The organism is Syntrophaceae bacterium, from assembly GCA_013177825.1.
Lineage (GTDB): Bacteria > Desulfobacterota > Syntrophia > Syntrophales > PHBD01 > PHBD01.
The window spans coordinates 68,364-89,512 of sequence record JABLXX010000010.1; the positions used below are offsets into that span (position 1 = coordinate 68,364).

The following is a 21,149-nucleotide window of genomic DNA, read 5'->3' on the forward strand; positions in this document are numbered from 1 at the left end:
CAAAAAGGGACCTTTGGAACCGGGACACTCGCATCCGGAGGTACGTTGCGTCCGATCGGAAGCCCTGGAGCATCGGGTATGGGGAATTCCGAGAAAAGACCATCAAAGAGTACTTGAGCGACAGAGATGTAATCCGTCGATTTCGGGATAAAAGCCTCCTGCCTTCCAAGTACGGGTATCGCCTTGATGAGAGGGTTATCGAACTCCCTTGGGTACTGGCCCGACTGAACCGTGCAGAGACGATGCTATTGGACGCCGGGTCCGCCCTGAATCATGATTACCTGCTTTCGCACGAAGCCCTGGAACGCAAGACGCTTGTTATCGTCACCCTTGCACCGGAGCAGACATTTCCATCACCCAGTGTCTCCTACCTATACGGCGATCTGAGGAAAACCATTATAAAGAGCGACTGTTTCGATGAAATCGTCAGCATCTCGACCCTCGAACACGTCGGCATGAACAACACGCTTCTTTATACGAAAGATCAGGCGTTCGACGAGAGCAGTCCCCTGGATTTCGAAGCGGTGATTGTTGAACTCAAGCGTCTGCTCAAACCCGGCGGCCGTCTTTTTATCACCGTGCCATATGGAGTTTATGAGAATCACGGCTGGCTGCAGCAGTTCGACCGGGCGATGGTGGAGAGGGTGCAGCGGGTTTTTGACGGCAGCAGCGCGGAGGTCTCCTATTACCGCTACAACGAGGACGGTTGGAACATCTCCACGGCGGAGGCCTGCGCGGACTGTCGGTATTTCGATATCCACCGAAAGTCCGATTACGATCCGGATTACGCCGCGGCGGCCCGGGCCGTCGCCTGCCTGGAACTGGTGAAATAACACTTCATGCGCGATCCCCTTCATCTCGTCGTCGACGGCATCATCTACCAGTCCCAGTCCACGGGAGGGATCTCCCGGCTGTTCACGGAGATCCTTCCCCGCATGTGCGCACAGGACGAGGCGGTGGACATGACCCTGTTCGTTGTGGGGAACAGCAGCCAGGCGCTGCCGGTGCATCCGCGGATCCACCCCTTGCGGATTTTCGATCCGCAGCCGTTTCTCCGTCCGTCCTTCCTCTGGCGCTCCCTGGAGGAGCCCGCCCGGAAGGCCATGCTTCGTCTCCGGTTGGGCACCGGCCGCGGCAAGATATGGCATTCGACGTATTTTTCGGAACCGGGACGCTGGGAGGGGAGGCAGGTCTTCACCGTGGCAGACATGATCCACGAGCGATATCCGGAGCTGTTCGGAGGTCCGGGCGGCGACGCCTTCCGGGCCTTGCGGAAGCGCTGCGTTCTCTCGGCCGACGCCGTCCTGTGCATCTCCGAGGCGACCCGCAACGACGTCCGCGATCTGTACGACTGGGATTCCGACAGGCTCCACGTGGTCCACCTGGCCTGCAGCGATTTCTTCCGGCCTCTTCAAGACGAAGAGTCGGGGAACAGTCGATCCGGCGAAAGACCCTTTCTCCTCTATGTAGGTTCCCGAGCTCACTACAAGAACTTCGACAGACTCCTCCGGGCCTACAGCCGCTGGCCGATGAGGCGGGACTTGACGCTCCTCGTCGTCGGACCTCCCTGGACGCCCGGCGAGGTCGAATCCTTGCGGGTGCTGGGCATCTCCGATCATGTGCGCCTGTTCACGAATGTCGACGACGAGGCCCTTTGCAGGCTCTACAACCGGGCCGCGGCCTTTCTCTACCCCTCCCTCTACGAAGGATTCGGCATTCCCCTGCTGGAGGCCATGGCCTGCGGATGTCCCGTGGTGGCTTCCCGGATCGCAACGACGGTGGAGATAGCCGCGGATTGTCCCATCTATTTCGAGGCTCTCGACGGGGATTCCCTGCTGTCCGCCCTCGATCAGGCGATGGAGGAGGGGCGAAATTCGCATCGCACCCGTGCCGGTCTTGCCCATGCCGGCGGGTATTCCTGGGACCGGACGGCCGGTGAAACGCTGCGCGTGTATCGGGGCCTCCAATGACAGCCGGACAGCGACGCCCCATGGGTTCTCCGCAATGAAAAAGGCATTGATCACCGGCATCACCGGACAGGACGGGGCCTACCTGTCCAGGTTCCTGCTGGACAAAGGGTATCGGGTCCTTGGCCTGGTGACCGATTACGACCGCTCGCAACTGGCCAATCTGAAGCAGGTGGGCGTTCTGGACCGTATCTCGCTCGTTTCGGGTGATCTCATGGACCTGGTGCGATTGAGAGATCGGATGGAGGATCTGCGGCCGGACGAGGTTTATCACCTCGCCGCCCAGAGTTCCGTCGCCCAGTCTTTTCAGACCCCTGTCGATACGGTTACGTTCAACATCCAGAGCACCCAGCACCTGCTGGAGTCGATCCGCACCCTGGACCTGCCTGCCCGGTTTTACCAGGCCTCCTCCAGCGAGATGTACGGCCGGGTCAGGAACCTGCCGGTCATGGAAGAGTCGGTCTTCCATCCCGTCAGTCCCTACGCCATCTCCAAGGCGGCGGGCCACTGGCTGGCCGTCAACTACCGGGAGGCTTACGGACTCTTCTGCTGCTGCGGCATCCTCTTCAACCATGAATCGGTGCTTCGGCCCCCCAACTACGTGACCAAGAAGATCGTTTCCGCGGCGGTCCGGATTTCACGGGGCTCCCGCGAAAAACTGACCCTGGGGAACGTGGAGATCCGCCGGGACTGGGGTTATGCCCCGGAGTACGTCAAATCCATGTGGCTCATGCTCCAGCAGGACGAGCCGGACGAATACGTCATCGCCACGAGCGAGGCCCACAGCCTGCGCAGCTTTGCCGCCGCCGCCTTCTCCTGCCTCGACCTGGACTGGGAGGAGCACACCGTGATCGACCGGAGCCTCTTCCGGCCGTCCGACATCGACCTGATCTATGGCAATCCCGCCAAGGCCAGGAACAGGCTGGGCTGGGAATACGACATGACCTTCGATCAACTCGTCCGGCGGCTTGTGGAAGAGGAAATGGCCCACCAGGAAGAGATTCAGCCGGGTTGATGCCGAAGGCCATGGCAGACATCGCTTCCACGCCTTCGATACACGAGCTTCCCCCGCCTCCCCCGGGCCGGTCGGGCTGGCCCTGGACGGAGGGATGCCCGGCCCTTCCGCCGCTTCTGCCGGACGGTTCCCCCTGGCCCCGGATCAGCATTGTGACGCCCTCCTTCAACCAGGGTATTTTTCTGGAGGAGACCATCCGCTCGGTCCTCCTGCAGGGGTATCAGAACCTGGAATACATCGTCGTCGACGGCGGCAGCACCGACGGCAGCATCGATGTCATCCGCCGCTACGATCCCTGGCTGGCCTTCTGGGCCAGCGAATCCGACGAAGGTCAGACGGATGCGATCCGGAAGGGAGTGCGGCAGTCGTCCGGCGAGATCCTGGCGTGGCTGAACTCGGACGATCTGTATTGCCCGGACGCCCTCAAGACCGCCGGAGCTTTTCTGGCCGCACATCCGGGTACGGGACTCCTCTACGGTGACTGCGAGATGATCGACGAAGGAGGACGCGTGACGGGCAAATTCTCCGTCCGGCAGGGAGACCTGGCGGCGCTGCTCGGCGAGAACTATATCCCCCAGCCCAGTGCTTTCTGCCGCCGGGAGGCTTGGGAGGCTGTCGGGGGGCCCGATCCGGCCCTCCAGTACGTCATGGATTACGACCTCTGGATCCGGCAGATCCTGAACGGTGTCCGGGCCTCCTATCTGCCGTCGGTTCTCTCCCGTTTCCGTTACCATGCCGTGTCCAAGTCCGGCGTTCTTTCCGTGGAATTCGGTTATGAGCTCCTGGACGTCCTGGACAGGATTTCCGTCTCCTGCCAGGACCCGCCGGTCCGCCGGGCGCTGCTGGAAGCCTACTCCCGGGCGTTCCGGACCATCCTTTCCCTTCACGAGCAGACGTCCTCCGATGAGCATCATCTCCACGAGGATTGGCTCCGGGTCTTGAAACGCTGGTCCGATCACCTGGAGGATCGCCGGGCAGAGTACCGGCCTTTCGGCCGGCTGCCGGCAGACGGGTATTACGCCATCGGGAAGCATTACTGCCTGCTGGGGCGTATGAAGGAGGGAAGATCCTGTCTCCGGAAAGCCAGGGAAGTCGGAGGAAAGGCCTTCAACCGGGTCCTGCCGGCGCGGCTTGCCGCATCCCTGGGTGCTCGTTCCTTCCGCTGGTATCATGAAGGCTGTTTGGCTTTTTCCCGGGTCCTGACGGCCGGCAAGTCCTGATGGGCAAGCGCGTTCTCCTCTGTGCCGAGTGGTATGCCCCCAGCGTCGGCGGCGTTCAGAAAGTGGTCCGGGAACTCGGCGAAGGACTGGTGCGGCGCGGCCATGATGTAACGGTGGCGACGACGAGCATCGACGGCCGCCCGGGCACATTGCCGGGCGGGGTTGCTGTCCGGGGCTTCGATGTCTCCGGCAACCTCGTCCTGGGAGTCCGGGGAGAGGCGGAGGAATACCGGCAGTTCGTTCTCGACGGCGGATTCGACGCGCTTCTCGTTTATGCCGCCCAGCAGTGGACGTTCGACGCCCTCTGGCCGATCCTTCCGCAGGTTCAGGCCCGCAAGATCCATGTCCCCTGCGGGTACTCATGCCTGTACGAGCCTTCCTATGAAGACTACTTCCGCCGGATGCCCGATATTCTGCGGCAGTTCGACCACCTGGTCTTCAACGCCACGGATTATCGGGATATCCAGTTTGCCAGGGAAAACGGTCTGGAGCGGTTTTCCGTCCTTCCGAACGGGGCCAGCGAGAGGGAATTCGCCGTCAGCCCCGTTCCGGACCTGCGGCAGCGGCTCGGCATCGCTCCCGAAGCCTTCGTTCTCCTCTCCGTGGGTTCGCCGCCTTTTGCCAAGGGGCATGCCGAGGTGGCCCAGGCCTATGCCCGGGCTTCTTTTCCCTTTCCCACGTGTCTCGTTCTCGACGGCCGCTACGAGCGGCGGTACCATCCCCCGGCCCAGAACCGGAGAGACCGGGTCCGGCTGCACCTGCGGGGCGTCCTGAAAAGGATCCTTCGCGGGCAGGAAAATCCCGCGCAACAGCTCCTGCTGGCCTGTCAGTCCATACGCCGGCAACGGGGGAAACAGGTGGTATTCACCGACCTCCCCCGGGAGGAAATGGTTGCCGCTTTCTTTGCGGCGGACCTGTTCGTCTTCGCGTCCCGGGTCGAATATTCCCCCCTGGTCCTCTTCGAGGCCGCCGCTGCGGGACTGCCGTTTCTCACGGTACCCGCCGGCAACGCCGATGAGATTGCAAGATGGACCGGGGCCGGGGAGATTGTCCCTGCCGAGCGGGACCGGGTTGGAAACACGCGCGTCTCTGTGGACGTCCTCTCGCAGGCCATGGCCGACCTGGCGACGGACAGGGAAAGATTGGGCATGCTCGGGCGGAGGGGACGGGAAAACTGGAAGCGGAATTACACCTGGGAAACGATTGTCGGACGCTATGAAGAACTCCTCTGTCCGGGCGGTCCCGGGAGGCTGTAAGGAGAAAGCATGAAGATTCTCGTCATGTGCGGGGGGCGCGGCCGGCGCCTGGGGAAGCTCACGGACCGGGTTCCCAAGCCCCTGGTCTGTCTCAACGGGAAGACCATCCTGGAACTCAAGATCGAGGAATATTTGCGGCAGGGTTGCCGGAATTTCATCTTCTGTACCGGATACCGCGGGGATCTCATCCGGGAGGCGGTCCGCCGGTATGAGGACCGGATCGACGCCGTATTCTCCGATGCCGGGGAGGAGGCAGGCATCCTGGAGCGCCTCTGCCATGCCAGGGAGCTGTTCGACGACCAGGTCTTCATGACCTACGGGGACACCTTCACCAACCTGTCCCTGGCAAAGCTGCTCGCGTTCCACGAGGAAGGGGGCCACGAGGCCACCCTGGTCACGGCCCCCATTCAGAACCCCTTCGGGCTGGTGGAGTTCGACGGCCGCAACCGGGTGACCAGCTTCCGGGAGAAGCCGGTCCTGAAGTACTACATCGGTCATGCGGTGGTCCGGAAATCGGCCCTCCGGTTCGTGCCTGACGAGATCCGCCGCATGAGGGACGGGGAGGGCCTGGTGGCCTTTTTCAAGATCCTGATGGCCATGGAAAGGCTCGGGGCTTATGAGCACACGGGGCTGGAGATCAGTTTCAACACTCCCGACGAGCTGAAAATGGCAGAAGAGAAACTCTGTCAATTCTATACGATGTCCGAGGTGGAGGATGGTCTGGAAGGATAAGAGCGTTCTGGTGACGGGAGGGGCCGGGTTCATCGGTTCCCATTTGACGAAGCGGCTGGTCCGGCTGGGAGCCCGGGTCTCGGTCCTGGTGAAATACCGGAGCATCATCGACAATGTCCGCCTGAGCCCGGTCTGGGACGACATCCAGGTGATCGAGGGGGATCTCAGAAACATCGATTCCCTGAAGCCGTTCCGCGACCAGTCTTATGACACGGTCTTTCACCTCGCGGCTTACAACCACGTCGGGGACAGCTTCCTGCACGTGAACGAGGCCCTCATGTCCAATGCCGTGGCGACGGCCAACCTCCTGGAGTCCGCCCCCGAATTTGGGCGATTCATCTACATTTCCTCCTCGGAGGTCTACGGCTACCAGACGGCGGTTCCCTTTTCGGAGGGTTTCACGCCGTTTCCCATCTCGCCGTATGCCATCGGCAAATATGCGGGGGAGCTTTACGCCCGGATGAAACGGCACGTCACGAACCAGCCCATCGTCTGTGTGCGGCCCTTCAACACGTTCGGTCCCTACCAGAGCGAGCGGGCCGTGATCCCCGAACTGATCGGCCGCTGCCTCCGGGGGCTTCCCGTGGAGACCACGGAGGGCATCCAGACGCGGGAGTTCAACTACGTGGACAACATCGTCGATGCCTTCGTAATTGTCGCCGGGATGCCCGTTCCTCCGGAGGACCAGGTCGTCAACATCGGCTCCAACCGGGAGATCGCCATCCGGGACCTGGTCCGCCGGATCCACGAGGCAACGGGCTCGAAGTCGGAGCTCCGGATCGGCCATCTCCCGAACCGTCCCACGGAGATCTGGCGCATGTGCGCAGACAACGAGCGGGCCGCCGAATGCCTCGGCTGGACCCCCCGGGTCACCTTCGAAGAGGGGCTGGAGCGGACGGTTGCATGGTATCGGCGGTACCTGGACGTGTTCCATCAGCCCCGGTCCGCCCTCAACGAGCTGTGATGCGGGTGCACCCTGCATGAGAATCGGGATCACCGGATCGCAGGGCTTCATCGGCGGGTTCCTCTCCCGTTTCCTGTCCGGGGACGGGCACGACGTGATCCCCCTGGACGCCTTCACCCGCCGTTCCACGAATGAGAAAAACCGGAACGATTTCCCCTGCGGGCTGGATTGGGTCCTCCATTTCGGCGCCTCCACGTCGATTCCCAGGAGCTTCGAGGACCCGTTGGCAGTATATGCCAACAACACGGGATCCACGCTGCTCGCTCTGGAGATCGCCAGGCTCTCCCGTGCCCCCTTTCTCTTCATGAGTTCCTATGTTTACGGTCGGCCGCAGTATCTCCCCATCGACGAGTCCCATCCCGTCGAGGCCCTGAATCCTTACATGGGGAGCAAGATCGCCGGCGAGGTGATCAGCCGGCAGTGGGGTGGCCTGACAGGCATTCCCGTCATCGCCCTTCGCGGCTTTCTGATCTACGGGGACAGCCGGTCGCCGGGGCGCCTGATCCCGGACCTCCTGGATTCGGCGAGGCGCGGAACCCCTTTTGTGCTCAAGGACCCAGCGCCCCGGAGAGACTACCTGTACATCCGGGATTTTGCCGCCCTGGTCCGGGCGATCCTTTCTACGGAGCCCGTACCGGCGGGAACGTACAACGTAGGCGGTGGCGAGACCCACAGCAACCTGGAGGTGGCCGGGCTTTTCCGGCTGCTTTCTCCGACGCCTTTTTCGCTGGAGATCGCGGACCTGCCGAGAAGAAACGACGTCGATGACATCTCCGTGGACATTCGCCTCGTGAAGCGGGCATTCACATGGGAGCCCCGCTATTCTCTTGAGGAAGGGATCAAGGAGCTTCTGTCCGACCCCCGGCAGGAGGCGTTCTGATGGTCGGAAGCGTCGTGAACCGGATCCGTGCCCTGTTGGGTCATCCTCCGGGGGAAGCCATGGTGAATGCCTCGTGCCGCGAGTTCGAGGTGAACAAATGGGTTCTGTCGGAGTTCATCCTGCGGGAGCTTGTTCCCGTTGTCGGAATTCACCCGTTTCCGCTCGACGAACTGCTGCTGATGACCGGCGCCGTGTGCCGCTGCCGTCCCCGGCATATCTACGAATGGGGGACGAACATCGGCACGTCGGCGAGGATTTTCTTCGAGACGGCCCGGCGTTTCCGCCTGCAAACGGAGATCCATTCCATCGACCTGCCGGACGACACGGATCATGTGGAACATCCTCGCAAGCGGCGGGGAATCCTGGTCCGGGGCCGGGAAAACGTCCGGCTCTACCAGGGGGACGGCCTGGAGGTTTCCCTCCGCCTCTCCCGTGACCTGGACCCGGGGACTCCCCTCCTTTTTTTCCTCGACGGAGATCACGGCTACGACTCGGTTTCCAGGGAACTGAATGAGATCATGGAGAAGCGGCCGGGGGCATCCATTCTCATACACGATACATTCAATCAGTCATCCGAATCCGGTTACAACACAGGCCCGTGGCGGGCCGTCAAAGACGCCCTGCGGGCTTTCCCCGGGCGCTATGCCCGCCTTTCCACGCAGGCCGGGCTACCCGGCATGACCCTTCTCGTTCCCGATGCAGCCGGATCGGCCGGGAAGGAATAGCCGGCGATGGTGATCGTACGCCTGAACGGGGGGCTCGGGAATCAGCTGTTCCAATATGCGGCGGGCCGAATGCTGGCCGATTTCCACCGGACGGAGCTGAAGCTGGATCTGAATGCCTTTCACGCCGGTCAGGGGCGTACCTACCGTCTGAATCACTTCCGGATCCGGGAAAGCGTTGCCGACGAGGAGGAAATCGACGCCCTCTGCGGACCGCCCCGGAATTCATTCCGGGGGATTGCCTTTCGCTTCCTTCAGAGGTTGAAGCCGTTCCATCGGCGTTCCATCTTCCACGAAAGGCATATCGGACGCTACGATCCGGACATCCTTAAAACTCCGAAGAGCGTTTATCTCCGCGGATACTGGCAGAGTGAAAAGTATTTTCTGCCCGTCGCCGACGCCATCCGGAGAGAAGTCGTCGGGACGGAACCCCCGGACGCCCGTAGCCGGGACCTGAAGGCGGAAATCCTCCGGACCTCCTCTGTGAGCGTCCATGTGCGCCGGGGGGACTACGTGACGGACCCTGCGGCACGCGAGGTCCACCGTCTCTGCGACGATGATTATTACCGGCGCTGTGTGCGGTTCCTGGAGGACAGGGTGGAGGATCTCCACTGTTTCGTCTTTTCCGACGAGCCCGAGTGGGTGCGGCGGAACCTGGACCTGGGGAGGCCGTCCGTCGTGGTGGATCACAACGGCGGGGAGAAGGACTACGAAGACCTGCTTCTCATGAGCCGGTGCCGTCACCACATCATCGCGAACAGCAGTTTCAGCTGGTGGGGTGCCTGGCTGAGCGGATATCCCGAAAAAATCGTTCTGGCACCGCGAAGCTGGTTCCGGGCGGGCACCCTGGAGGAGACCGACATCGTTCCGGATTCCTGGATCAGGATGTAGCGAAGCACATGATTTTAAAGGATCGCAAACGGAAGAGGACAGGGGAGCAAGGGGAATGAGGGCTCTCGTACTGGGCGGCAACGGCTTCATCGGATCGCATCTTACGGACCGGCTGCTTATGGAAGGCCACGACGTACGGGTGTTCGACAAGTACGAAGAGCGCTGTCGGCCCCCCCTGCGCGGGGTGGATTATCACCTCGGCGATTTCGGCAACCGCGGCCTCCTGGCGGAGGCTCTCCGGGACCGGGAGGTAGTTTACCACCTGGTCTGGAATACCGTGCCGAAGACCTCCAACGACGACGCCTTCTTTGACGTCTCCTCCAACCTGGCGGACACCTTGTTTCTTCTCGAGGAATGCGTCCGCCGGGAAATCGGCCGGATCGTCTTCATCTCCTCGGGGGGGACCGTGTACGGGAATCCCCGGAGCCTGCCCGTTTCCGAGGAGAGCCCCACCGAGCCCCTTTGCTCGTACGGCATCACGAAGCTGGCGGTGGAGAAATACCTGGCCCTGTACCGCCATCTGCACGGGCTGGAATACGTGATTCTCCGGCCCTCCAATCCCTACGGCATCCGGCAGAATCCGCTCGGGTCCCAGGGGGCCGTCTCGGTTTTCCTCTGGCGGCTGGCCCGGGGGGAATCCCTGGATATCTGGGGAGACGGCAGCGTCGTCCGGGACTACGTGTTCATCGGGGACCTGGTGGACGGCATCTACCGGGCCTCCGTCTCCCGGACGCCGTCCCGGATTTTCAATCTCGGCAGCGGCCGGGGGATTTCCCTCAATCAATTGCTGTCGGTGATCCATACCGTTACCGGGAGGGAGGCGGCCGTCCGCTACAGCGGCGGGAGACGATTCGACGTGCCGGAGATCTATCTCGACATCGAAAGGGCAAGGCGTGAACTGGGATGGGAACCCGTGACCACCCTGGAGGAAGGCATCGGGCGGACCTGGAGGCAGGTCCTGGAGGCCTGCCGGTCGTGAGTCTGCCGAAGGTAACGGTCCTGATGCCGGTCCACAACGGCCTTCCCTACCTGGAGCGGGCCGTGGACAGCATCCTGCGCCAGACTCACCCAGAGTTCGAGCTTCTCGTCATTGACGATGCGTCTACCGACGAAAGCGGCGACATCCTGTCCGCCATGCGGGATCCGAGGATCCGGCTCGTCCGGCATGAAAAGAACATGGATCTGGTCGCGACGCTCAACGAAGGGCTGGGCCTGGCGCAGGGGGAGTATGTCGCCCGGATGGACCAGGACGACATCAGCCTGCCGGAGCGCCTGGAGAAACAGGCGGCGTTCCTGGACCGGCACAGGGACGTGGGCATCGTGGCGGCGGGAGCGAGGCTGATCGACGAGCGGGACCGTCCCGGAGCCGTCCTGCCGCTCCTGACAGGGCATGATCTCCTCCGCTGGTCTTTCTGTTTCGGCTGCCCGATCGCCCATGCGGGCGTGATGATGCGCCGTTCCCTGATCCTGGAGGTGGGAGCCTATCGCGAAGAGGCCTTCCGCTGCGAGGACTATGACCTCTGGACCCGTGCGGCTGGAAAAACCAGGCTGGCGATGATCCCGGAAGTGCTCCTGCACCTGCGTCGGCATGCCTCGAGCATGACACGCGTCTGGCCGGAGGACAACGTCCGGAATGCCCTGCGCGTTGCGTCGGCCCATATCCGGACAATCCTGGGCGAGGAGCCGCCGCCGGGGGTGCTCCGGACCCTCTGGCTTCAGGAGGTCAGGAACCCCGCCGAAGCGACGGCGGCAGCGGACTGGGTCGGCCGCCTCTGTGATGCAATGCTGTCCGATCCTTCCCTGGCTTTCGTGGAAAGAAGGGGAATCCGTCTCGACGCCGCGGCGAGGCTGTTCATGCTTTTCGCAAGGGGGATTTCGCATCCGGCCTTGTGGCCGGCGCTGGGCCGGTCCCTGAAGATGGACCCGCTGGTGATCGCCCGGCAGGCGTGGTCGGTGACGCAGCGGCATTTCCCCGGGATGGCGATTTCATGAAACGGAAGATCCTGGTCTGGCCGTCCACCTATCCCACGGAGGCGTCCTTCGTCAGCGGCATTTTCACCAAGGAGCAGGCCGAGGTCCTCTCCAGGCGTTACGACGTGGCGGTTGCCCTGGCGCGGGTCCCCAGCTGGAGGAGGATGCTGAAGGGGCAGGACCGGCCCCGAACGATGGAGGGAACCCACAACGGTCTCCCCATGTTTCGCCAGGAAGCCATCGCCCCGCCGCGATCGTTTCTCCTGCGCGTGATGTTCTATCGAATGCTGGCGGAAAAGCTCTTCGTCCGGGTGATGGACCGCTGGGGTCGGCCGGATCTCATCCATGCCTACATGGTCTATCCCGCCGGATGGACGGCCGTCCGCATTGCAGGCAGGCACGGCATTCCCGTCGTTCTGACCGAATACACGGGACCGTTCTCGGTGCACCTGGAAACGCGCCTGCAGCGGCGCCTGGTCCGGGAGACCCTCGATTCCTGCCATCACCTCGTGACCGCCAGCCCGGGGCTGGCGAGGGAGATCGAATCGTTCCGGCCGGTGAGGAACGTCTCACCCCTCGGGATCATGGTGAAGTCCGCGTTCTTCGTTCCACCTGCGGAAGCCCGGACTCCCGGCCCGCGCACCCGGTTCCTGACGGTTGCGCTCCTGGATCCGGCCAAGGGGATCCACAACCTCGTGGAGGCGCTTCACTTGCTGGAGCTGAGGGGCTTGAAGAACTGCGAGCTCTGGATCGGCGGGGACGGCCCGGCCAGGGCCTCGCTGGAGGCGCAGGCGAGGCGCCTGGGGGTGGAAAGCCGCTGCCGCTTCCTGGGGATGCTCAAACCGGACGAGGTCCGCAGCTGGATGCAGCAGTGCGACGTCTTTGTCCTGCCCAGCCTCGTGGAGACGTTCGGTGTGGTTATCGGGGAGGCCATGGCCTGTGGGAAGCCGGTGATCGCAACCCGATGCACCGGTCCGGAGTTCATCATTACGAAGGAGAACGGCCTGCTGGTTGAAATAAACGACAGCGGGGATCTCACCGCAGCCATGGAAAAGGTCCTGACGGGCGGCGTCCGTTTCGATACGGCGGCCATCCGCAGGAGCGTCACGGACCGCTTCGGCGAGGAGGTTTACCTGGAAAACCTTTCGCGGATTTATGAATCCGTGCTGGCCGAAAAAGGCGGCTGCTGAGCCGGATATGTGCGGCATTGCCGGAATCATAAACAAGGATCCCGTCCCCACCGGGACGGAGACGCTGCGGGCCATGATGGAGGCCATGGGCCATCGCGGTCCCGATGATGAGGGGATCTATTCGTCCGGGCAGCTGAGTCTGGGCCACCGGCGCCTGTCCATTATCGACCTGTCCCCCGCCGGACGCCAGCCCATGCGCTTCCGGGACCTGGTGATCATCTACAATGGCGAAATCTATAACTATTTGGAGCTGCGGCAGGAACTGGAGAGCCTGGGGCGAAGGTTCGAGACCGGGACGGACACCGAGGTGATCCTTCAGGCATTCGATGCCTGGGGGGATGAGTGCCTGCAGCGTTTTACGGGGATGTGGGCCTTCGCGATTTTCGATGAAGCAAAGCGGGAGATTTTCCTTGCCCGGGACCGCTTCGGCATCAAGCCCCTCTATTACCGGGACGGCGAAAAGCGTTTCCTTTTCGCCTCGGAAATAAAGGCGATCCTGGCCGGGGGCGTTACCGCCCGTATGAACGAACAGCGCCTCATCGAATACCTGGTGGTGGGGATCACCGACCATACGGAGGAGACCTGTTTCGAGGGCATCCACCAGCTCCTGCCCGGATGCTGGATGCGCATCGACCTACTGTCCGGACGGATCAGGGGACAGCGGTATTATTATCCGGCGGACCGGGCGGTCACGCCGCCTCCGACCGGCGACGATTTCGCCGCCGCCCTGAAGCGTTCCGTTCACCTGCACCTTCGCAGCGATGTTCCCGTCGGGACGTGCCTTTCCGGGGGGCTCGACTCTTCCGTCGTGGCAGCCCTGGCGGCAGCCATGAACCGGGAGAACGGCAACAGCCGCTTCGACGCGGTCACGGCCCGGTCGGAAAACCCGGAAACGGACGAAACCCCGTATGCCCGGCAGGTCGTAGGACATTGCGGCCTCCGGTGGCATGTTGCCGCTCCCGGTTACGAGGATTTCGCCGGGCACATTGAGGCATGCCTGTGGTTTCAGGAGGAGCCGGTCGGCAGTCCATCCGTTTTCATGCAGTACTGGGTCATGAAAAAGGCGAAGGAGGCGGGCCTGAAGGTCATGCTGGACGGCCAGGGAGGCGACGAGACTCTCCTGGGGTACGAGCGGTACTACATCGCGTACTTCCTGGAGCTTTTGCGGAAAGGACGCCTGCGGGACCTTCTTCGCGAATATATCCTGGCCGTCCGGAATTCACGCATGAGCTTCTGGTGGTTTCTCGCGTCCGTCGGCTACTTTTCCTGTTATCCCCTGCGAAGGTCCGTCCTCAAGCGGCGGTCCCGTTTCCTGAAGCGGGAAGCGCTGGCCCGATCCTATCCCCTGATCCGCAGCCTGTCCCGGGATTTTTTCCGGCTCCGGGATCTGCAGATCACGGAGATCATGGGACAGCAGCTTTCCCATCTGCTTCGCTACGAGGACCGGAACTCCATGGCCTTTTCCATCGAGGCCAGGGTTCCCTTCATCGAGGCCGACTGCGTCCGCACGGCCCTGGACCTGCCGGCCGCCGAGAAGATCCGGGAGGGGTACACGAAGTATCCGTTGAGAAAGCTGGCGGAGGAAATCCTGCCCGGGGAAATCGCCTGGCGGCGCAACAAGATCGGATTCGAGGCGCCTGCCGATTTGTGGCAGAAACGGCATCAGGCAGTCATGCAGGCTGAGATCGATCGCTCATGCGTGCTCAACAGGATTTGCAATCGGATTCCCGACCTCGGAACTTTGAATACCGAGATGCAATGGCGTCTTTATAACATCGCCATCTGGGAGAGGATGTTCGATGTCTCATCACAGGACTGATCCGCGGCTCTCTCAATTCGCCCGCAGCCCGTACATTACAGGCACCGAAAAAATGATCGAACGGATGGAATGAGGATGACCGATCCGTTGAAAGGTATGCATGTTTATGCAGCACAGACGTTTTTTTCTTTTGAATTCGTGTTCCTCTTATTTCTCTTTGCGGGGTGCTACAAGGCCCGTCCCTGGCTGCAGTGGGTTCCCGTCGACTTGACGGCATTTTTCTTTGCCGTGAGTGTTGCCGTGGGGGCGTTCATCCTGGCGCGAAAAAAGGTTCGTTTTTCCCGGGACGCTCTCATTGTGGTCGGCATGGGCGGTCTCCTGTTTCTCTATGCCGCCGTGAGTTTGACCTGGTCTCCAGGTGTGCTCTATGCCGGGAAGAAGGCTCTGTATCTCTGCACCCTTACATGTTGGCCCCTGGTTGCCGCAGCCTTGATTGTCGCTGACAGTGCTCGGCGGGTCCGATATTTCCTGGGAGGCCTTTCCTTCTTCGCCCTGTGGTTTGGCATGGAATCTCTCTTTTCGTTTTTCCAGTCCTCAGACCAGAGGCTTTGGGCGATCGGCGTTGCCATAGACGGCGCCGACTACATTTCAATCGGAAGGATCATCAGTCTGGGGGCAATCTCCATCTATGGCTACTATATGCTGCTTGCCGACTCGGGTCTCTCCCTATTCCTGTCACTGGCCCTTCTTTGTTGTTTCGTTTTCGTATTGATGATTCTGGGAGGCCGAGGACCTCTTCTGGGGATGATCGTTTCTTTTTCCCTGATCCCGATTGCAGGATGGAAGAAGGGCTCTCCGTTCCATCTATGGAACAGAAAGCATGTCTTCCTGATTTTTCTTGCGATTCTGGCTGCCGCTATCCTGGCTGGCTATATGGTGACTCACAGTTCACTCATGCCGACCATCAGAAGGACGTATTACCTGTTTGCCGGCATAGGGGAGAGTCCGCTGCTTCGGCTGGATTATTATTGGAGAGCGTTAAGACTATGGGCGGAGATGCCGATCCTGGGACATGGGCTCGGTAGTTGGCCCTTGTTGGTCGGTCTTGGGGACATCAAAGAGTATCCTCACAACGTCATTTTGGAGCTTCTGGTGGAGCTTGGCCTGGTGGGTTTTCTTCTGTTTCTGGCCATTTCCTTGAAGGCGCTGTATCAAAACGGGTCTTTGAAGGCGATTCAAAGCGCTCCGATCCGAATGATTTTGTTGATGATCTTTGTTGATCTGTTTGTGAACGCCCTTTGCTCGGGCGACCTTTCGGATAACAGGCTTCTGTTTGCTGCTGCGGGCATGCTTGTGATGAGAGACGGCCATCACACGGATCCGACCGGCGCTCCAGGATAGAACGAGGAGACGGCGTCACACATGAGATGAGAAAAACCAAGTGAAGCTGTCCGACTTTGTCCATCATGTTTTCACGGTTGGTTTGGGAAGTGCTGGTGCTTTTTTCTTTAATATTGCTGTAATCCCGCTTATTACACGCCTCTATGCGCCGGAGGCTTACGCGGGATGGGCCCTGATGATGAGTACCGCCATTCTCTTCAGCTCCATTGCAACGTTGCGCTTCGAACTTGCCCTGGTTCTTCCCAGGTCCGACAAGGAGGCTTCGAATCTCTTCGTTATCTGCCTGGCTGTTTCGTTGCTCGTTGCTGCGGCCTCCGGTCTGCTGCTGCCGTTGTTCCAGGACGAGCTGATTGGCAGCGGGTTCCGCCAGGAACTGAAGCATTGGTTGTTATACATATCCTATCTTGTCGCAGTGGCGGGATTTTACCAGGCATGCCTGCACTGGTGTGTGAGAAAGAAGGAATTTCAATGGTACGCGATGATGCAGTTACTCTTGCCTCTGATTGTGTGCCTGGTGCAAATCGTAATGGCCATGACTGGCCGGAAGGACTCCTCGGGCCTGATCATCGGGACTTTGGCCGGCCAGTCTGTGGTGATTATTCTCATGCTTGCATTGATATCGGGTAAATATGGACGCGCTATCGCCCGCAGTGTCTCATGGGCGGAAATCCTGCATTTGTTTTCTCGCTACCGTGTCTATCCGACTCACATGACGCCTTACACCCTGATAGGGACGTTTCGCGAGCGGGTTCCGTATTTTCTGCTTGCCGGGTATGCCAGCAAGGAAAGCCTCGGATTTTATGGATTGTCTTCACGGGTGATCAATGTTCCCAATAGCCTTCTCAGCAGCGCCATACGGCCTGTCTTTTTCCAGAGCGGGGCATCCGCGGGCTTGGAAGCTCTGGAAGGGAGATTGAAGACACTTCTATATACAATCTCCATTTGTGCCATTCCCTTCTGGGTTCTCTTCCTGTTTCACGCCGAGACCCTGTTCGCGTTGTTTTTCGGCGAAGCCTGGCGTGAGGCCGGTCTCTACGCCGCCGTTCTTTCAGCTCCCATCATTCCGAGACTGCTCGGCAATTGGATGGATCGTTCATTTGACGTTCTTGGCCGTCAGCGCCTCCTGTTCAAGCTGGATTTTGTCTCATCCGTCATCGTCATCGGGTTGTTCACGCTGGTGATGGTCGTACTGGAGAACATTCTTCTGGCAATCGTTTTGCAATCGCTGATTTTAACAATTTACCACTTCTATCTTCTCCATGTCATTTTCAGCGAGGCTGATTTCAAGAAACTGAACCTGATGGGCCTGCTGAAGCTCCTTGCCGGTTTGACAGCTGTTTCGGGAGCACTCAGCTGCATCTGTATGGTGTTGCTCAATCCGTTTGCTGCGATTGTTGTGAACGGCACGGTCATCATTCTTTGTATGGCCGTTTACGTATCCTGCTCCGGCTTGTTTGCAGAAGGGATGTAGCGTGATCGTCATCGTCGACTATGGGGTGGGGAATCTCGGATCGCTTCGGAACATGCTGAAGAAGATAGGCCAGGAGGCGCTGATTTCCCAGGATCCGCAGGCCGTCGGGAAGGCCGACAAAATCATCCTGCCGGGGGTGGGGTCCTTCGATCACGCGATCAGCAACCTCCGCTCGACGGGGCTGATCCCTGTTCTGAGCGAATGCGTGCTGAACCGGAAAATTCCCATCCTCGGAGTCTGTCTGGGCATGCAGCTCATGACCGGCGGGAGCGAGGAGGGTGAACTCCCGGGGCTCGGCTGGGTGGATGCGGAGACCGTGCGTTTCCGGTTCGACGAATCCCTTCGGCATCTGAAAGTGCCGCACATGGGATGGAACACGATCCGGGTGCGGGGGCGCGGGCTGCTTTTCGAGGAGATGGCGGAGGGAAGCCGGTTCTATTTCGTCCACTCCTACCATGTGAGATGCCGGGCAGAATCGGACGTCCTGGCGACGACGGATTACGGAGGCGATTTCGTATCCGCGTTCGCGCGGGAGAACATCGCCGGGGTGCAGTTCCACCCGGAGAAGAGCCACCGGTTCGGCATGCGGCTCCTGCAGAATTTCGCGGAAAAATGCTGATTACGAGAGTGATTCCCTGCCTGTTGCTCAAGGGCCATGGACTGGTCAAGACCGTCCGGTTCAAGGATCCAACGTACGTTGGAGATCCCATCAACGCCATCAAGATCTTCAACGAGAAAGAGGTGGACGAGCTCGTTTTCCTGGACATAACGGCAACGATTGAGAAAAGGCCTCCGCCCTACCAGGTTCTTTCGGAGATCGCCAGCGAGTGCTTCATGCCCCTGGCGTACGGAGGGGGAATCCGGAGCCTCCGGGAAATCGAGAAGATATTCAGCCTGGGGGTCGAAAAGGTTTGCCTGAACGCTGCAGCGGTGGAGGACCCAGACTTGGTCCGGGATGCGGCGAAGGCCTTCGGGAACCAGAGCATCGTTGTGTCCGTGGATGTGAAGAAGAGCCTGTTCGGAAAGTATGAGATATTCACCCACGGGGGGCGCCGGAACGCGAGGAAAGACATCCTGTCCCATGTCCGCCGGATGGAGGAGCTGGGGGCCGGGGAGCTTCTGCTCACCTCGATCGATCGGGACGGCACCCGGCAGGGATACGACCTGGACCTGATCGGGCGGGTGGCGGAAGCGGTCGGGATTCCCGTGATCGCCTGCGGGGGCGCCGGCGGCCTGAATGACATAACGGCGGCTGTGAAGAGCGGGGCCGCCGCGGCTGCGGCGGGAAGCCTGTTCGTGTTCCACGGCCGCCATCGGGCGGTTCTGATCAGTTATCCGTCCAGGAAAGAACTGGACGCGGCCTTCCCGACCGCTCCGGACAGGGAGAGATGAATGGAAAGACCTTATCAGATCTGCACGCACTGCATTATGGACACGTCAGACCCGGAAATTTCGTTCGACGGGCAGGGGCGCTGCAACCATTGCCGGAATTACGAGGTTCGCGTGGCCTCGGAGGTGTTCCCGGGAGAGGAAGGAAAACGCCGGATCGCGGAGATGGCCGAACGGATCCGGGCCCAGGGGCACGGCCGCGACTACGACTGCATCATCGGGGTGAGCGGAGGGGTGGACAGCACAATGGTGGCCTACACGGTCCGGAAACTGGGACTGAGACCCCTGGCCGTCCATTTCGACAATGGATGGAACAGTGAACTGGCGGTGGACAACATCAAGAAGACACTCGACCGCCTGGGAATCGATCTCCAGACACACGTTGTGGATTGGGAGGAGTTCAGGGACCTTCAGCTTTCCTTTCTGAAGGCTTCCGTGGCGAACTGTGAGATTCCCACCGATCACGCCATCACGGCCCTCTTGTTCAACACGGCGGCGCAACACGGCATCCGGTACATTTTCGGGGGCGGGAACGTCGCCACGGAGGGGATCCTCCCGTTCAGCTGGGGATACTACAACCAGGACCGGAAGCACCTGGAGGCGGTGCACCGGCGCTTCGGCACGGTTCCCCTGAAGACCACGCCCAGGCTCAGCCTTTCCAGGTTCATCTACCTCGTCTTCGTCCGCGGGATCCGGCTCATTCCCATCCTGAACTACGTCGACTACAACAAGGCGGAGGCCATGAAGCTTATCCAGGAGGAGCTCTGCTGGCGCTACTACGGGGGAAAGCACTACGAATCCATCTTCACCCGCTTTTTCCAAGGCTACATCCTGCCCGTCAAGTTCGGGTTCGACAAGCGGCGGGCCCATCTGTCCACCCTGGTCTGCTCGGGTGAGATGAGCCGGGAGGATGCGCTTCGGGAAATGGAAAAGGATCCGTACGGGAACGAGAGCCTCCTCCGGGAGGATCGCGAGTTCGTCATCAAGAAATTCGGCCTGACCGAGGAGACCTTCGAGGGGCTGATGCACCTGCCCATCCGGTCCTACCGGGATTATCCGAATCATTCCTTCTTCCTGCACACTCTCAGGGACTTGCGGTCCCGCTTCAAGAAGGTGGCCACGGCCGCCTGAGGCTCCTCATCACCATGAACGTACATATATATCCCACCCCGTTCCGGAACGAGAGCCGGATTCTCAAGATCACGAGGAGCCTGAAGGAGGCGGCCGCGTTCGACCGGATCCGGATCATGGCCACCTGGGAGGAAGGGCTTGCGGAAGAAGAGGACCTGGACGAGACGCGAAGGGTCGTCCGCATCCGGAGGCGGATCGGGGAAGGGAGGAACGGAACCTTCTGGAAAGCTGCCCGGGTCGGGGAGTGGTCCTGGCGGGTCATGCATTCCCTTCGGGAAGAGAACATTGATTGTGTGAATGCCCACAGCCTTTCGGTTCTCCCGCTCTGCGTACTCCTGAAGCGGTCCAAGGGATCGAAGCTGATCTACGATACCCATGAGCTGGAAACGGAGACAGCCGGTTCCACGGGCATCCGCAGGGTTCTGGCCCGCTGGGTCGAGCGTGTCCTGATCCGCGAGGCGGATGCCGTCATCGCGGTCAACGATTCCATCGCCTCCTGGTACCGGCGTGCCTACGGGTTGAAACGGGTCTGGGTTGTAAAGAACGTCCCCTATCGTCCGGATTCCGCCCCCATGAAGACGGCAATGCTTCGCGACGCCTGTGGCGTCGGAGGGGAGGCGATTCTTTTCCTTTACCAGGGGGCCATGGTGAAGGATCGGGGGATCCGCCGCCTTCTGGACGTTTTTTCCAGGCTTGACGAAGGCAGGCATCTTGTCTGCATGGGATTCGGGGAAGACGTCGATCTGGTGCGGAGCTTTGCCCGGAAGCATCCGAACATTCATTACCACCCCGCCGTTCCCCCATCCGAGGTTTTCCGCCATACATGCGGCGCCGACGTGGGGGTCCACCTGATTGAAAACACGTGTCTCAATCATTACTATTGCCTTCCCAATAAAATCTGGGAATACCTGAACGCGGCCCTCCCCGTCGTCGTGAGCGACCTCCCGGAGATGGCGCGGGTGGTGGACGGCTGCGGATGCGGCTGGAAGTGCGGTCCCTCCGACGACGAGGCATTGAAGCTCATCGGCGGGATCACCGTGCAGGACGTGCAGGAAAAGAGGGAACGGGCCCTGGAGGCCGGATACGGATTCGGCTGGCATGTGGAAGAAAGGGAATTGCTCGATGCCTATCGGACACTCGGCTTCATCGGCCGTTGAGGATTCGGACAGGCTCCTCCGAGGATGGACTGA

20 protein-coding genes are annotated in these 21,149 nt (G+C 60.8%); all 20 read left to right on the forward strand.

Translation table 11 applies throughout. The features are described from left to right. The first annotated feature begins 113 nt into the window (after positions 1-113). Positions 114-833 (forward strand): class I SAM-dependent methyltransferase, encoded by a 720-nt coding sequence (locus HPY65_16980; GenBank protein ID NPU86174.1) that lies wholly within the window; start codon positions 114-116, stop codon positions 831-833. 6 nt (positions 834-839) lie between these two features. Continuing rightward, positions 840-1,970 (forward strand): glycosyltransferase family 4 protein, encoded by a 1,131-nt coding sequence (locus HPY65_16985; GenBank protein NPU86175.1) that lies wholly within the window; start codon positions 840-842, stop codon positions 1,968-1,970. Between the two features lie 34 nt (positions 1,971-2,004). Next, positions 2,005-2,982: a GDP-mannose 4,6-dehydratase gene (locus HPY65_16990; GenBank protein NPU86176.1), complete on the forward strand. Its 978-nt coding sequence runs from the start codon at positions 2,005-2,007 to the stop codon at positions 2,980-2,982. A gap of 11 nt (positions 2,983-2,993) precedes the next feature. Then, positions 2,994-4,202, forward strand: coding sequence for a glycosyltransferase (locus HPY65_16995; protein NPU86177.1), 1,209 nt, complete (start codon positions 2,994-2,996; stop codon positions 4,200-4,202). Next, positions 4,202-5,458 carry a glycosyltransferase family 4 protein gene (locus tag HPY65_17000; protein ID NPU86178.1) on the forward strand — a complete coding sequence of 419 codons (1,257 nt, stop codon included), beginning with the start codon at positions 4,202-4,204 and terminating at the stop codon, positions 5,456-5,458. Before HPY65_16995 ends, HPY65_17000 begins: the two co-directional genes overlap by 1 nt. A gap of 9 nt (positions 5,459-5,467) precedes the next feature. Beyond that, positions 5,468-6,190 (forward strand): nucleotidyltransferase family protein, encoded by a 723-nt coding sequence (locus HPY65_17005; GenBank protein NPU86179.1) that lies wholly within the window; start codon positions 5,468-5,470, stop codon positions 6,188-6,190. Next, complete coding sequence (locus tag HPY65_17010; GenBank protein NPU86180.1) at positions 6,174-7,154, forward strand: NAD-dependent epimerase/dehydratase family protein; 981 nt, start codon at positions 6,174-6,176, stop codon at positions 7,152-7,154. Before HPY65_17005 ends, HPY65_17010 begins: the two co-directional genes overlap by 17 nt. 16 nt (positions 7,155-7,170) lie before the next feature. Continuing rightward, positions 7,171-8,034 carry an NAD-dependent epimerase/dehydratase family protein gene (locus HPY65_17015; protein NPU86181.1) on the forward strand — a complete coding sequence of 288 codons (864 nt, stop codon included), beginning with the start codon at positions 7,171-7,173 and terminating at the stop codon, positions 8,032-8,034. Beyond that, positions 8,034-8,759, forward strand: a complete 726-nt coding sequence (locus HPY65_17020) for a class I SAM-dependent methyltransferase (GenBank protein NPU86182.1) — start codon at positions 8,034-8,036, stop codon at positions 8,757-8,759. Before HPY65_17015 ends, HPY65_17020 begins: the two co-directional genes overlap by 1 nt. A gap of 6 nt (positions 8,760-8,765) precedes the next feature. Next, positions 8,766-9,647 carry an alpha-1,2-fucosyltransferase gene (locus HPY65_17025; GenBank protein NPU86183.1) on the forward strand — a complete coding sequence of 294 codons (882 nt, stop codon included), beginning with the start codon at positions 8,766-8,768 and terminating at the stop codon, positions 9,645-9,647. A 55-nt stretch (positions 9,648-9,702) separates the two neighbouring features. After that, positions 9,703-10,626, forward strand: a complete 924-nt coding sequence (locus HPY65_17030) for an NAD-dependent epimerase/dehydratase family protein (protein ID NPU86184.1) — start codon at positions 9,703-9,705, stop codon at positions 10,624-10,626. Next, entirely contained in the window at positions 10,623-11,639 is a 1,017-nt protein-coding gene (locus tag HPY65_17035) for a glycosyltransferase (protein ID NPU86185.1), read from the forward strand. The genes HPY65_17030 and HPY65_17035 overlap by 4 nt, the downstream gene beginning before the upstream one ends. Continuing rightward, positions 11,636-12,808 carry a glycosyltransferase gene (locus HPY65_17040; GenBank protein ID NPU86186.1) on the forward strand — a complete coding sequence of 391 codons (1,173 nt, stop codon included), beginning with the start codon at positions 11,636-11,638 and terminating at the stop codon, positions 12,806-12,808. Before HPY65_17035 ends, HPY65_17040 begins: the two co-directional genes overlap by 4 nt. A 7-nt stretch (positions 12,809-12,815) precedes the next feature. Next, entirely contained in the window at positions 12,816-14,627 is a 1,812-nt protein-coding gene (gene asnB / locus HPY65_17045; protein ID NPU86187.1) for an asparagine synthase (glutamine-hydrolyzing), read from the forward strand. A gap of 75 nt (positions 14,628-14,702) precedes the next feature. Further along, positions 14,703-15,968 (forward strand): hypothetical protein, encoded by a 1,266-nt coding sequence (locus tag HPY65_17050; protein ID NPU86188.1) that lies wholly within the window; start codon positions 14,703-14,705, stop codon positions 15,966-15,968. Between the two features lie 40 nt (positions 15,969-16,008). Further along, entirely contained in the window at positions 16,009-17,439 is a 1,431-nt protein-coding gene (locus HPY65_17055) for an oligosaccharide flippase family protein (protein ID NPU86189.1), read from the forward strand. A 1-nt stretch (position 17,440) separates the two neighbouring features. Further along, positions 17,441-18,058, forward strand: a complete 618-nt coding sequence (gene hisH, locus HPY65_17060; protein NPU86190.1) for an imidazole glycerol phosphate synthase subunit HisH — start codon at positions 17,441-17,443, stop codon at positions 18,056-18,058. Continuing rightward, entirely contained in the window at positions 18,052-18,831 is a 780-nt protein-coding gene (hisF, locus tag HPY65_17065; GenBank protein NPU86191.1) for an imidazole glycerol phosphate synthase subunit HisF, read from the forward strand. The genes hisH and hisF overlap by 7 nt, the downstream gene beginning before the upstream one ends. After that, positions 18,832-19,959, forward strand: a complete 1,128-nt coding sequence (locus HPY65_17070; GenBank protein ID NPU86192.1) for an N-acetyl sugar amidotransferase — start codon at positions 18,832-18,834, stop codon at positions 19,957-19,959. It abuts the gene before it with no gap. 14 nt (positions 19,960-19,973) lie between these two features. Next, complete coding sequence (locus HPY65_17075) at positions 19,974-21,116, forward strand: glycosyltransferase (GenBank protein NPU86193.1); 1,143 nt, start codon at positions 19,974-19,976, stop codon at positions 21,114-21,116. Positions 21,117-21,149: the final 33 nt, after the last annotated feature.

What these genes read in the sequence shown, in the direction of transcription:
- HPY65_17010 (NPU86180.1), top strand. Translation starts at nt 6,174, where the DNA reads ATGGTCTGGAAGGATAAGAGCGTTCTGGTGACGGGAGGGGCCGGGTTC.
- HPY65_17000 (NPU86178.1), top strand. Translation starts at nt 4,202, where the DNA reads ATGGGCAAGCGCGTTCTCCTCTGTGCCGAGTGGTATGCCCCCAGCGTC.
- asnB (NPU86187.1), top strand. Translation starts at nt 12,816, where the DNA reads ATGTGCGGCATTGCCGGAATCATAAACAAGGATCCCGTCCCCACCGGG.
- HPY65_17050 (NPU86188.1), top strand. Translation starts at nt 14,703, where the DNA reads ATGACCGATCCGTTGAAAGGTATGCATGTTTATGCAGCACAGACGTTT.
- HPY65_17005 (NPU86179.1), top strand. Translation starts at nt 5,468, where the DNA reads ATGAAGATTCTCGTCATGTGCGGGGGGCGCGGCCGGCGCCTGGGGAAG.
- hisF (NPU86191.1), top strand. Translation starts at nt 18,052, where the DNA reads ATGCTGATTACGAGAGTGATTCCCTGCCTGTTGCTCAAGGGCCATGGA.
- HPY65_16995 (NPU86177.1), top strand. Translation starts at nt 2,994, where the DNA reads ATGGCAGACATCGCTTCCACGCCTTCGATACACGAGCTTCCCCCGCCT.
- HPY65_16990 (NPU86176.1), top strand. Translation starts at nt 2,005, where the DNA reads ATGAAAAAGGCATTGATCACCGGCATCACCGGACAGGACGGGGCCTAC.
- HPY65_17030 (NPU86184.1), top strand. Translation starts at nt 9,703, where the DNA reads ATGAGGGCTCTCGTACTGGGCGGCAACGGCTTCATCGGATCGCATCTT.
- HPY65_17075 (NPU86193.1), top strand. Translation starts at nt 19,974, where the DNA reads ATGAACGTACATATATATCCCACCCCGTTCCGGAACGAGAGCCGGATT.
- HPY65_17020 (NPU86182.1), top strand. Translation starts at nt 8,034, where the DNA reads ATGGTCGGAAGCGTCGTGAACCGGATCCGTGCCCTGTTGGGTCATCCT.
- HPY65_17070 (NPU86192.1), top strand. Translation starts at nt 18,832, where the DNA reads ATGGAAAGACCTTATCAGATCTGCACGCACTGCATTATGGACACGTCA.
- HPY65_16985 (NPU86175.1), top strand. Translation starts at nt 840, where the DNA reads ATGCGCGATCCCCTTCATCTCGTCGTCGACGGCATCATCTACCAGTCC.
- HPY65_17015 (NPU86181.1), top strand. Translation starts at nt 7,171, where the DNA reads ATGAGAATCGGGATCACCGGATCGCAGGGCTTCATCGGCGGGTTCCTC.
- HPY65_17040 (NPU86186.1), top strand. Translation starts at nt 11,636, where the DNA reads ATGAAACGGAAGATCCTGGTCTGGCCGTCCACCTATCCCACGGAGGCG.
- HPY65_17025 (NPU86183.1), top strand. Translation starts at nt 8,766, where the DNA reads ATGGTGATCGTACGCCTGAACGGGGGGCTCGGGAATCAGCTGTTCCAA.